The sequence below is a fragment of the Mucilaginibacter sp. P4_D1 genome (assembly GCF_056401935.1).
In genome coordinates this window covers 58,438-70,256 of the sequence record NZ_JBFUIJ010000034.1, presented here as the reverse complement: position 1 = coordinate 70,256, position 11,819 = coordinate 58,438, and the positions used below count along the sequence as shown (strand labels likewise).

Genomic DNA, 11,819 nt, shown 5'->3' with positions numbered 1-11,819 from the left:
GTGCAACCGGGACGTTCATTATTATATATATAGATTTTTGAGGTAGATTCCGTTAAAAAACGTAGAAAATACTGGCCTGGATACTATTATTCTTGAAGTCGCCTAAAATAGCAGAAGGCGTTTCCTGTACTTTTTGTAATCCATAAACGTACCTGGCACCGATCCCCAAACCAATTTTAGACTGATAGCCAAGACCACCGGCCATGCCAAAATCAATCTTTTTAGCAAATTTCGCATCGGTTATACCGCCAAGGTCTTCTTTTACCTTAAAACTGGCCTGTGGGCCTGCCTCAACAAAGAAACCTGAGTTAGTACGGTATTTAAAAAGGATTGGGACAGAAGCATAGGAAAGTTTTATATCCTGTGTGCCAAGCGTGCCACCCTTAACTTTGGCGCCCTGCAGGGAGTATAAAAACTCCTCCTGCACCATAAAGTTATCTGTAAACTTATAGGCAACCGTAAGTCCGGCATGGAAGCCAGGTAATGGATCTGTAGGAAAATTGGCGCTTGTAAAATTACTATAGTTCCCTCCTGCAGTAATGCCGAATTCTAATTTTTTCATCAGCTTTTGACCGAAACTCTGACTCTCGGAAGTTGTTTGACTGAAACCTTTGATTGATATCGCAACCAAAACGACTAACATTGATAATAGCTTTTTCATAAATTGTTCTTTTGTTTTGACCTTTTTTAAGTGCCGCCTACTGGCTGGCTGCTTCATTTAGATCAAAGGTGAGCAGTAAAGGGGCGGCATTACAGCAAAATCTGAACGAAGCGGGCAAAGTTGGGCCGGAAGCGGGATATAAAAGATTCAACTAAAAGCCTTGATATCTTTTTTAAGGTGAATTTGTACGTGACGTGGTAAGCCGCAACCGAGTACTTGATGCAATTACAGACTTCAATTTGAGTTAGTAGACTCTCATTCTTTATGATACAAGTTACCACAATATGTAAGTGACTAATCATTGTAGTATCCGGGCGGATGTTTCTACATGGTCAAAATTAGCCTTAGGTTAAATTATCGGTCTTTTCAATAAAAGCTATGCCGAGCGGGTAGATTTTTCAATATCGTCCCACATTTCGGGAGGTATCATTTCAAGTGCGCTGAACTGGCCGGCGCCTTGCAGCCATTCGCCGCCATCTATGGTAATTACCTCGCCATTGATATAACCCGAAAAATCGGATACCAGGAAAGCGGCAAGGTTGGCCAGCTCCTGGTGCTCACCTACCCGTTTGAGGGGCACCCGATTTTTAAAATCGAATTTTTGAGCCATGTCTCCCGGAAGTAATCGTTCCCAGGCTCCTTTGGTTGGAAACGGGCCGGGCGCAATCGCGTTTGTCCTGATGCCGTGCCGGCCCCACTCAACCGCCAGTGACCTGGTCATGGCCAGCACGCCTCCCTTTGCACAAGCCGAGGGTACAACATAAGCCGAACCTGTAAAAGCATAGGTGGTAATAATATTCAGTATGTTACCGGGTATTTTTTCACCAATCCAGTATTTGCCCAAAGCCAGTGAACAATTGGCCGAACCTTTTAACACAATATCAATAATGGCCGAAAATGCGTTTGCCGACAGGCGCTCGGTGGGCGAAATAAAATTACCCGCCGCGTTATTCAACAGTACATCTACCCGGCCAAAAGTTTCTATGGCTTGTTGCAGCATCTTTTCAACTTCGTCATATTTTCGTACATCGCAGGCAATTGGCAATACTTTGCCATGGGTTGCAGATTCCATTTCGGCAGCGGTTTGCTGCAGCACATCCAGTTTGCGGCTGGTGATAACCAKGTTGGCGCCCAACTGCAAAAAGTAGGTGCCCATCGCCTTACCCAAACCAGTTCCGCCACCCGTTATAATAATGGTTTTCCCCTTCAGGGCATCGTCCTTTAACATGCCGCCGGTAGTTGCAGGATTGGGTGTTGTAGCGTTATTTGGAATTGTCGGATCTGTCATCATCAATTAATTAGATGCGGTTTTTTTTGATTTTAAATTCTGGATCATCATTTGCAGACTTTGCCTGGTTGCCGGGGCCCACCATTGTTCCAGCATCTTGCTTATCGTATCGGTTTGATCTGTCTTTAACCTGCTTATCAACTGTTTACGCAAATTCAATTTACTCGCGCTCCAGGTAACAGGGTTTAGCTTCATATAGGCAGTTACTTTTTGTACAGCAGCATTCATTAAGCCATCCGGCGCGGCAATTTCGTCAATCAAACCAGCTTCCAGCGCTTCATCTACCTTGAGCAGTTTACCTTCCATTAAATACTGATACGCTTTACGCCGACCAAGCCAAAATGAATACAAATTAAAAACAGTATCGGGCACAATAATACCTACGGGGATTTCATTTAGCCCAATGATGAACGCCCCTGACGCCATTACCCGGTAATCGCAGCAAATGGCTAATATGCAGCCACCGGCCGGACTATGACCACTTATAGCAGCAACAATTGGTTTCCTGAATGCTGCTAAAACGTTTTGAAGCACCAAAAAATCAACCCAAAACTCGCGGCTTTCCTGTTCATTATAGTCATAAGCCTCAACCAGGTCTATCCCCGACGAGAAGAAACCTTCCTTGCCGGTTAAAATAACCCCGCCCACGTTATCATCATCTTCCAGTTTTTTGATACAATCGGCCAGTTCATTAACCATTTGATGATTTATAGCATTTGAGCGACCCCTATCGAGCGAAATTATTACCAATCTGCCCTGTATTGTTGTTTGAAATGTTTTCATCTGCTAAATCAATTTACAAGGGTTGGGTTATCGCTCACTTCGCTGGGATACATTTTATCTATCTGGGTTTTGTACTTTTCGGCTATTACCTTTCGTTTCATTTTCCCCGTTGGCGTAAGCTCACCACTATCTATCGACCATTCATCAGGAAGCAAGGTTATTTTTTTCACCTGTTCCACATGGTTAAATTCGGGGTTATAAGTATTAACGATTGATTGATAAAGTTCAATCACCCTGGCATTTTTAACCAGTTCCCTGTTGGACGAATACGAAATTTCGTTTTGTTTACACCAGGGCTTTAAATGCGTGTAAGAAGGTACAATCAGCGCCGAAACAAACTTCCTCTCCGAACCGCATACCATCATCTGTTCAATAAAATAATTTTCTTTCATTTTATTTTCGATGGGCAGCGGGGCCACGTATTTGCCGCCGGATGTTTTAAATATCTCTTTTTTGCGATCAGTTATCTTCAGGAAGGAATCCTTATCCAGTTCGCCGATATCGCCGGTGTGAAACCAACCGTCTTCTATCACTTCAGCCGTAAGTTCGGGGTTTTTATAATACCCGGCCATAACGTTAGGGCCTTTGCAAAGGATTTCGCCGTCGGCTGCTATTTTAGCCTGCACGCCATTTAACAAAGGACCTACGGTACCAAATTTTCTGCCGCTTTTTTCATAACGGTTAACGGCGATTACGGGCGAAGTTTCGGTAAGCCCGTAACCTTCCAAAATAACAATGCCGGCTGCGGTGAAAATCCTCTCGAGCTTAATAGGACAGGCCGAGCTACCAACTACTATCGATTTTATATTGCCCCCTATTGCGTTACGCCATTTGCTAAACACCAGTTTATCGGCTATGGCAAGTTTAATTTTGTACCCCGGGCTGCTGTTATTAATTTCATACGCTTCGGCCACTTTTACCGCCCAAAAAAAGATCTTTCTTTTAACACCGGTTAGTTTCTGGCCCTCTACCATAATTTTTTCAAACACTTTTTCGAGCAAACGCGGAACGGCTGTAAAAAGAGAAGGTTTTACCTCTTTCAAGTTCGCCCCAATGGTATCCATATTCTCGGCATAGTAAATAGAAAAACCATTGAAGAGATAAACATAGGTACACATTTTTTCAAAAATGTGGTTGAGGGGCAAAAAGCTTAAAACACATTTTTCTTTCAGTGGTATCCGGGCAAGCACTTCGCCCGATGCTATGGCGTTACTCATGATATTTTTATGGGTAAGCATTACACCTTTGGGCCGGCCGGTAGTTCCGGAAGTATAAATGATGGTAGCGATATCATTTTGGGTAATCTTATCGCTTATTTTATTAATTTGTTGGCGGTAGCCTTCTGTTAAAGGTTTTAGCAATATACTCCAATGCATACAGCCATCTATGTGGTCAAAAGTAAAAATGCCTTTTAACGATGGGACATGTAAGCGTACCTCTTCAACCTTATCGCATAAATCTTTACTGCTTATAAACAGGTATTTAACTTCGGCTTCATTTAATATTTGCTCAATCTCCTTAGTGCCTGTATTAGGGTATAACGGCACCAATATGGCCCCTGTTTGCTGCACTGCCAGGTCGGTTATTACCCATTCGGGCCTGCCGTTGCTGATCAGTCCAATTTTATCACGCCCTTCGGTGGTACCATCACCAGCCGAAACGCCCAGATTCAATAAAGCAACGGATAATTGGTAAATTAAATCATGCGCCTCTTTGGTGCTGTACGCCTTCCAGGCACCGTTCTCTTTTGCATTCAGGAAATTTGCCCCCGGCGCCTTGGCCTGAGTGTCCATGCAATCAAATAGTCTTGTCGCGTTTTCCATATTGCAACAATTATTTAAATAAAGGTTGCCCTTTATAGTAATTCAAATACACCCGCTGCGCCTTGCCCGGTGCCTACACACATGGTAACTATACCATATTTTTTTTCACGCCTTTTTAATTCATTAAAAAGCTGAACCGAAAGCTTGGCACCTGTGCAGCCAAGCGGATGGCCAAGCGCTATAGCGCCGCCATTTACATTTACTATTTCGGGATCAAGTTCCAACCCTTTAATGATAGCTAATGACTGTGATGCAAATGCCTCATTTAACTCTATCAGGTCAATATCCTGCTGTTTCATCCCGGCCATTTTTAGTACTTTGGGTATAGCTACCAATGGCCCTATCCCCATAATACGCGGCGGTACGCCTGCAACAGCGTAATTAACCAGCCTTGCAATGGGCTTAAGATTGTTCGCTTTTAAAAACCGTTCGCTCACCACCATTACAAAGGCCGCACCATCACTTGTTTGCGATGAGTTGCCGGCTGTAACCATCCCTTTTGCATCAAACACGGGTTTTAGCTTGGCCAATGCATCAATGGATGTATCGGCACGCGGCCCTTCATCCACATCTACCTTAAACTCCCTTGTCTTTTTCTTCCCGCTTTCGTCAATATAGGTTTCTACTATATTTACCGGGGCTATTTCATCTTTAAACTTACCCGCTTTGATGGCATTGATAGCTTTTTGGTGTGAGTTATAAGCAAATTGATCCTGCTCTTCGCGGCTGACATTGTATTCTTTTGCCACGGCCTCGGCTGTAAGGCCCATCCCCCAGTAATAATCAGGGTGCGCCAGGGCAACGTCGGCATTTGGCACAATGCGCCAGCCCCCCATCGGGATCAGGCTCATGCTTTCTACACCGCCTGCAATAATACAATCGGCAATGCCGCTGTGTATTTTTGCCGATGCTATCGCGATAGTTTCCAGGCCGGATGAGCAGTAGCGATTTACCGTCATTCCGGGTACTTTATCGGTATCCAATGCCATTAACGAGATAAGCCTGGCTACGTTTAAGCCCTGTTCGGCCTCGGGGGTTGCGTTGCCCACAATCACATCGTCTATCTGCTCCTTATCAACATTAGGCACCGATGCCATTAATTGCCTGATAACATCTGCGGCAAGCGTATCCGGCCGGGTAAACCTAAATCCACCCCGGGTAGCTTTTCCAACAGCGCTGCGGCTGGCTGCCACTATGTATGCGTTCATTTTATCGAGATTTTATACTTATTAAAACTTAGTTCCTTAACACTTTTCCGCCTGTTAAAATAGATTGGATCCGTTCAAGCGTTTTCTTTTCGGCGCAAAGCGAAATAAAGGCTTCACGCTCCAGGCCAAGCAAATACTCTTCGCTTACTATCGAGGGTTGAGACAGATCACCTCCCGAAAGCACATAGGCCAGCTTCTGGGATATTTTTACGTCGTGCTGGCTAATGTAGTTGCCGCTGTACATGGTATTAGCGCCCACATATCCGAGACCAAGGGCTTGTTTGCCCAATACCCTGATATCACTGCGCGGAATAGGCTGCACATATCCCTCATTTGCCATTTGCAGACATTGCTGCTTTGCTTCGGCAAGCAACCTATCGCGCGATACCACTACCACATCCCTACCCTTTTTAAGGTACCCAAACTCAAAAGCCTCATAGGCCGATGTGGATACTTTTGCCTGGCCAATGGTCAAAAACCTGTCGCGGAAATTATTCAGCTCTACATCGCCTTCCTGTAACTCGTCTGAAAGCCGCAGGGCAAATTCTTTTGTTCCGCCGCCGCCCGGTATCAAACCAACGCCAAATTCTACCAAACCCATATATAACTCGGCATGTGCTACTACCTTATCGGCATGCAGGCACATTTCACAGCCACCGCCCAAAGCCATCTGGTGAGGCGCTATCACCACCGGGATAGCCGAGTAACGGATCCGCATCATGGTATTTTGGAAGGTTTTCACTACTATGTTCAGCTCGTCAAACTCCTGTTCAACCGCCATCATAAATATCATACCTACATTTGCCCCCGCGCTAAAATTGGCTCCCTCGTTTGATATTACCAGGCCTTTATAGCTGGTTTCGGCAAGGGTAATGGCTTTGTTAATGCCTTCAATTACCTCGCCTCCTATGGTATTCATTTTAGTATGAAACTCCAGGTTTAGTATACCATCGCCAATATCGGTAATGGTAGTTCCGCTGTTTTTCCATACGGTATTTGTGGCGCGGATGGTATCCAGCAAAATAAGTCCTTCGGTACCCGGAATGGTTTTGTAACCTTTAGCCGGAATATCGTAATACAAGCGTTTTCCGTTCTCAATTTTGTAAAAGCTTTTTGCGCCGGCCGCAAGCATGTCATATACCCATTGGGCAGGTTTAGCACCTGCCGCTTCCATGGCTTTTACGGTATCTTCAACACCCAGTGCGTCCCATTTTTCAAAGGGTCCCAGTTCCCAGCCAAAGCCTGCCTTTGTGGCTGCATCTATTTTATAAAGCTCGTCGGCTATTTCGGGAATACGATTGCCGGCGTAAGCAAATAACTCGTAAAACGTTGCCCGGTAAAAATCACCGGCTTTATCTTTTGCAGCGATTAATATTTTCAGCCGGGCCGGGAGACTGTCAACCGTCTTGGTGCTTTCCAGCGAGGCGAATTTCACTTTCTGAGAAGGCTTATATTCCAGCGTTTTTAAATCGAGCGCGTAAAACTGGTTTACGCCGTCAGCTTTTTCCTTTTTATAAAACCCCTGGCCTGTTTTACTGCCCAGCCAGTTGTTTTTCACCATGCCATCTACAAATGATGGCACCTTAAATAACTCTCTTGCTTCATCGTCTGGCGCGTTTTGATAAAGGCCATTGGCAACGTGTACCATGGTATCTAAGCCCACCACATCATTGGTGCGGAACGTTGCCGATTTTGGATGACCGATTACCGGCCCGGTTAGCTTATCAACCTCTTCCACCGTCATACCGGTTTTCTCTACGTATTGCAGCACACTCATGATGCTGAACACTCCTATGCGGTTGCCTATAAATGCAGGGGTATCTTTAGCCAAAACGGTGGTTTTGCCAAGGTACTTGCTGCCATAGTCCATCAAAAAATCAACAACGCTACCTAATGTTTCTTTTATGGGGATGATCTCCAATAATTTTAAATACCGGGGCGGGTTAAAAAAGTGGCTGCCGCAAAAATGCTTTTTAAAATCATCGCTCCTGCCTTCGGCCATTAAATGTATGGGGATACCGGATGTGTTTGATGTAATGAGCGTGCCGGGTTTCCTGTATTTTTCTACCGTTTCAAATACCTGGCGTTTAATATCAAGCCGTTCAACAACTACTTCAATAACCCAATCGCAATCGGCAATTTTGGGCATATCGTCGGTAAAATTCCCGGTAGTGATACGTTTGGCAAATGATTTAAGGTAAATGGGCGATGGATTGGATTTTAAGGCAAAATCCAGCGCATCATTAACAATTTTATTCCGGGCCTTTTTATCGTCCGGCGGGGCATCTTTAGGTACAATATCAAGCAACAGTACCTGTACGCCGGTATTGGCGAAATGGCAGGCTATGCGGCTGCCCATCACTCCCGACCCCAGTACTGCAACTTTTTTTATAATTCGTTTAGCATCCATCAGTAAAGCTTGTTTATTAAATTTTTATTTATTCGGCCCGCGACCAGGTAGTTGTACGCCCAAACAGCGAAATGCCTATGTAGCCGCGGATATCTAAGGTTTTACCTTTATAGGTTATTTTGCAGGAGTACGTTTTACCGTTCAGGGGATCATAAATAGTGCCGCCTGTATACTTGTCGTCGCCGTCTTTTTCAAAATCGGCCAATACAGGTAAACCCAACCGGGGCCTTGTACGCAATTTTTCGTCAACGTTCATTTCGTCAACTTTTGGTTTACCGTTTTTAAGGGGTTCTTTAAGCCACACCACCTTGCCATAAAACTTACCATTGCTCTCTTTAGTGATCTGGATTTTGGCGCTTTTTACATCATTATACCACATGCCCTCAATTCTGTCTGCCTGTGCTTTTACGCATACGCTTACCGATAACAGAGTTAGCAGGATTAGTGCAAAACGGATAGGTTGTTTTTTTGATACAGACATTGCTTCAGGTGTTATTTTTACAAAAAAACCATCTCTTTTTTTTGAGGCATATCCATGCTTTTCAGATTTACAAAAAAGCAATCCCGGCATCAGAAGCCGTCTCTTCAAAAGAAACAGGTAGAATTATAAAATGATTAAGATAATTTAGCCCCGCCAATTAACGGGATGGTTTATAATAACAAATATCAGCTTATGCGGCGCTTAACAAAGGTCTAAACGACGGAAACATTTGTCAATATTTCGGAAATTAAAGTTAACCTCTTTTGTTTGATAATTGCGTTACTAAATAATATTAAGTCGGAAGTTCTAAGTCAGAAGTCCTAAGTCGGAAGTCTTAAGTCGGAAGTGTCATTTTTGACTTAGGACATCCAACTCAAGACTATCCGCCTTTCAGGGTTGCTACTAAATTGATATATAACTGCATCGCAACGTCGGCCGCCATACCTTGCAGTTTTAGCCAGGCGTCATATTTTGCTTTGGCCACAAAATCAAACATACCTGGGGTATTTTGGGTATTAATATCGCCTTCTGTTGCCTGTTTGTACAGGCTATATAAGCTTAACAGTGTTTCGTTATCCGGTTTCGATGACAGTTGCTTGCTTTCGGCAACCGCTTTTTCAAAGGCGTCTTTTAAATCAGTCATGGTTAAATTATTGGTTACTGGCGGTATTGCGTTCTTCAATATAATCACTACTCCGGGGTGCATTCATAAACATCTGGCTTAGTTCTGCGGGTAATATGGCAAGCCTGCGTTTTTCCATATCTATCCAGGCACCTTCGGCATTTACTATAGCGGCTTTAACGCCATCGCCGCGGTATAACTCGTGCCTTATCGACCAGCGGGAACCATCGGGCCGCGAGCTTACAAGTTCGCAGCTTACCCGGATCAGGTCGTTAATCCCAATCTCGCGCAGGTAAATCAATTCCTCCCTGAACAGTACGGGCCCTATTTTATATTCGTAAAGTTTGGGGAGTTTTAAACCCAGGTTTTCCAGCATGGTTATACGCGCCTGCGCTGCAAAATCGGCATAAGCAGAGTGCCGCATGTGCTGGTTTGAATCTATTTGCGACCATAATACCTGGCCTTCATAAAAAAATTCCATAACCCTATTATTTTATTTGTGCTGTTGCTTAAACTTCCTGACGGCGGCCGTCAGCTTTGGTAAAATCTCCATTGCATCCCCCACAACACCGTAATTGGCTGCTTTAAAAAAAGGAGCTTCGGGATCTTTGTTAATTACGACAATGGTTTTTGAACCGTTAACACCCGCCAGGTGTTGTATAGCGCCTGAGATGCCTACCGCTATATATAAATTAGGGCGAACTGTACCGCCTGTTTGGCCAACATGCTCGTGATGTGGTCGCCAATGCGAATCGGCCACCGGACGTGAGCAGGCTGTGGCAGCCCCCAGTTCTTTTGCCAGCTCTTCCAGTATGCCCCAGTTTTCGGGGCCTTTCATGCCGCGACCGCCTGAGACAACCAGTTCGGCATCAGCAAGCGCCACCTCGCCGGTCACTTTATTTACTGCTTTCACTTTTACGCCAAAATCTTCTTCGCTAAAGCTTACATCCAATTGATCTACAACTGCTTTCCCTTCAATTTTAACCGCCTGGAAAGTATTCGGCATCAGCATAATTACCTTTACATCGCTTAAAATATTCACATAGGCGAATGCTTTGCCCGAGAATACGGCTTTTTTAATCACAAATCCTTTTTCGGTATCCGGGTACGACAATGCACCCGCCACCAGACCGGCCCCTAATTTCACGGCCACCCGGGGTGCAACCATCCTGCCACCGATATCATGAAGCGTTACAATTATTTTACTGCCTTCCTTTTGCGCTGCGGCTATCAATGCGCCGGCGTAAGCCCGTGCATGCAGTTTATCTAAACGGCTATCAGCAACATGCAATACTTTTTGAGCGCCATATTCGCCAAGGCCTTCCATTTCGGCAGCGGTAACGGTGCCTAAAACCAGGGCAGTTACCGTGGTACCCGTTTGTTTAGCTATGTGCGCGGCATAGTGTAGCGCCTCAAAATTTTTCTTTTTAATCGTTCCCCCGGTATGTTCTATCAATACAATTACAGACATTTTTTTAAGTTTTTTGGTTTGAAAAATGCCCGGTACAGGTAACCGGACAATAAAAATCAGCTATCAGATTACTTTGGCTTCGGTATGCAGCAATGCTACCAGTTCGTCCATATTATCGGGGCTTACCAGTTTAATCCCGGCTTTGGCTGGCGGTAATTCATAAGCTAATATTTGGGTAAGCGGTGTTATTTTTGCAGGCACAACAACCTTTAACGGACGTGTACGCGCAGCCATTATACCACGCATATTGGGTATGCGCGCCTCGGCAACACCTTTTTGGCAGGATATTACCACGGGTAAGTTACAGGCATCGGTTTCCTCGCCGCCTTCTATTTCACGGGTTACCACTGCCGTATTACCTTCCACTTGTATACTCGTTGCAAAACCAATGTAATTGATATCCAGCAATCCGGCCAACATAGCGCCTGTAGTACCATTATTGTAATCGATAGATTCTTTGCCGCATAAAATAAGGTCGTAACCGCCCCCGGCAGCATACTCCGCTATATAACCGGCGGTTTCGTAAGGATCATTGCTATCGGCATCAATGCGGACGGCTTCATCGCCACCCAATGCCAGGGCTTTCCTGATCACAGGCTCGACATTGGCATAACCAACAGTTACAAGGTGAACCTCGGTAGCTATACCTGTTTCTTTTAGTTCAATTGCCCGGATGAGGGCATACCATTCATCGTAAGGGTTAATTACGTAAGTAACACCATCGCTGCTGATGGCGGTATCGTTATTTTTTAATACAATTTTAGTACTGGTATCTGGTACCTGGCTTATACAAACTAATACTTTCATTATTAGATTTTTATTTTTTAGGTTGATGTTGTTAAAATGGGGAGCGGGCTACCCGTGAAGTGTTAGGATTTACATGAACATTCGGTTGAACGCTGGTTACGACTCTCACCCCGGCTACGCTGCGCTGGCCGACCCTCTCTCCGGCTAAAGCCGCAAAGAGGGTGAAGCTCATTTTTTCTTTATTTACCCCCTCTATGCGCGAAGCGGAGAGAGGGGTGACAAGCGTAGCGATGTCGGGGTGAGTCGTCGCCGCAATGCGATAGAC

11 protein-coding genes are annotated in these 11,819 nt (G+C 44.9%); all 11 read right to left on the bottom strand.

Annotated features, from left to right (window positions below):
- Nucleotides 1-52: 52 nt before the first annotated feature.
- Nucleotides 53-661 carry a porin family protein gene (locus tag AC1DV1_RS22945; RefSeq protein ID WP_477364028.1) on the bottom strand — a complete coding sequence of 203 codons (609 nt, stop codon included), beginning with the start codon at nucleotides 659-661 and terminating at the stop codon, nucleotides 53-55.
- Nucleotides 662-1,037: 376 nt separating this feature from the next.
- Nucleotides 1,038-1,949: an SDR family oxidoreductase gene (locus tag AC1DV1_RS22940; protein ID WP_477364031.1), complete on the bottom strand. Its 912-nt coding sequence runs from the start codon at nucleotides 1,947-1,949 to the stop codon at nucleotides 1,038-1,040.
- A gap of 6 nt (nucleotides 1,950-1,955) precedes the next feature.
- Complete coding sequence (locus AC1DV1_RS22935) at nucleotides 1,956-2,732, bottom strand: enoyl-CoA hydratase/isomerase family protein (protein ID WP_477364025.1); 777 nt, start codon at nucleotides 2,730-2,732, stop codon at nucleotides 1,956-1,958.
- Between the two features lie 8 nt (nucleotides 2,733-2,740).
- Nucleotides 2,741-4,555, bottom strand: coding sequence for an AMP-dependent synthetase/ligase (locus tag AC1DV1_RS22930; RefSeq protein ID WP_477364022.1), 1,815 nt, complete (start codon nucleotides 4,553-4,555; stop codon nucleotides 2,741-2,743).
- Between the two features lie 32 nt (nucleotides 4,556-4,587).
- Nucleotides 4,588-5,763, bottom strand: coding sequence for an acetyl-CoA C-acyltransferase (locus AC1DV1_RS22925; RefSeq protein WP_477364019.1), 1,176 nt, complete (start codon nucleotides 5,761-5,763; stop codon nucleotides 4,588-4,590).
- 28 nt (nucleotides 5,764-5,791) lie between these two features.
- Entirely contained in the window at nucleotides 5,792-8,173 is a 2,382-nt protein-coding gene (locus AC1DV1_RS22920) for a 3-hydroxyacyl-CoA dehydrogenase/enoyl-CoA hydratase family protein (protein WP_477364016.1), read from the bottom strand.
- A 28-nt stretch (nucleotides 8,174-8,201) separates the two neighbouring features.
- Nucleotides 8,202-8,654 carry a DUF2147 domain-containing protein gene (locus AC1DV1_RS22915; RefSeq protein WP_477364013.1) on the bottom strand — a complete coding sequence of 151 codons (453 nt, stop codon included), beginning with the start codon at nucleotides 8,652-8,654 and terminating at the stop codon, nucleotides 8,202-8,204.
- A gap of 379 nt (nucleotides 8,655-9,033) precedes the next feature.
- The gene (locus AC1DV1_RS22910; protein ID WP_477364010.1) at nucleotides 9,034-9,297 is read right to left on the bottom strand and encodes an acyl-CoA-binding protein; all 264 of its coding nucleotides are present in this window, start codon (nucleotides 9,295-9,297) and stop codon (nucleotides 9,034-9,036) included.
- 7 nt (nucleotides 9,298-9,304) lie between these two features.
- Nucleotides 9,305-9,757, bottom strand: coding sequence for an acyl-CoA thioesterase (locus AC1DV1_RS22905; protein WP_477364007.1), 453 nt, complete (start codon nucleotides 9,755-9,757; stop codon nucleotides 9,305-9,307).
- Nucleotides 9,758-9,769: 12 nt separating this feature from the next.
- A complete protein-coding gene (locus AC1DV1_RS22900; RefSeq protein WP_477364004.1) occupies nucleotides 9,770-10,747 on the bottom strand; it encodes an electron transfer flavoprotein subunit alpha/FixB family protein in 978 nt (325 codons plus the stop codon).
- A gap of 63 nt (nucleotides 10,748-10,810) precedes the next feature.
- Nucleotides 10,811-11,554, bottom strand: coding sequence for an electron transfer flavoprotein subunit beta/FixA family protein (locus AC1DV1_RS22895; protein WP_477364001.1), 744 nt, complete (start codon nucleotides 11,552-11,554; stop codon nucleotides 10,811-10,813).
- Between the last annotated feature and the right edge of the window lie 265 nt (nucleotides 11,555-11,819).

Bases quoted from the DNA above. Each gene is read 5' to 3' on its own strand.
- AC1DV1_RS22945 (WP_477364028.1), bottom strand. From the start codon at position 661: ATGAAAAAGCTATTATCAATGTTAGTCGTTTTGGTTGCGATATCAATC.
- AC1DV1_RS22935 (WP_477364025.1), bottom strand. From the start codon at position 2,732: ATGAAAACATTTCAAACAACAATACAGGGCAGATTGGTAATAATTTCG.
- AC1DV1_RS22930 (WP_477364022.1), bottom strand. From the start codon at position 4,555: ATGGAAAACGCGACAAGACTATTTGATTGCATGGACACTCAGGCCAAG.
- AC1DV1_RS22925 (WP_477364019.1), bottom strand. From the start codon at position 5,763: ATGAACGCATACATAGTGGCAGCCAGCCGCAGCGCTGTTGGAAAAGCT.
- AC1DV1_RS22920 (WP_477364016.1), bottom strand. From the start codon at position 8,173: ATGGATGCTAAACGAATTATAAAAAAAGTTGCAGTACTGGGGTCGGGA.
- AC1DV1_RS22915 (WP_477364013.1), bottom strand. From the start codon at position 8,654: ATGTCTGTATCAAAAAAACAACCTATCCGTTTTGCACTAATCCTGCTA.
- AC1DV1_RS22910 (WP_477364010.1), bottom strand. From the start codon at position 9,297: ATGACTGATTTAAAAGACGCCTTTGAAAAAGCGGTTGCCGAAAGCAAG.
- AC1DV1_RS22905 (WP_477364007.1), bottom strand. From the start codon at position 9,757: ATGGAATTTTTTTATGAAGGCCAGGTATTATGGTCGCAAATAGATTCA.
- AC1DV1_RS22900 (WP_477364004.1), bottom strand. From the start codon at position 10,747: ATGTCTGTAATTGTATTGATAGAACATACCGGGGGAACGATTAAAAAG.
- AC1DV1_RS22895 (WP_477364001.1), bottom strand. From the start codon at position 11,554: ATGAAAGTATTAGTTTGTATAAGCCAGGTACCAGATACCAGTACTAAA.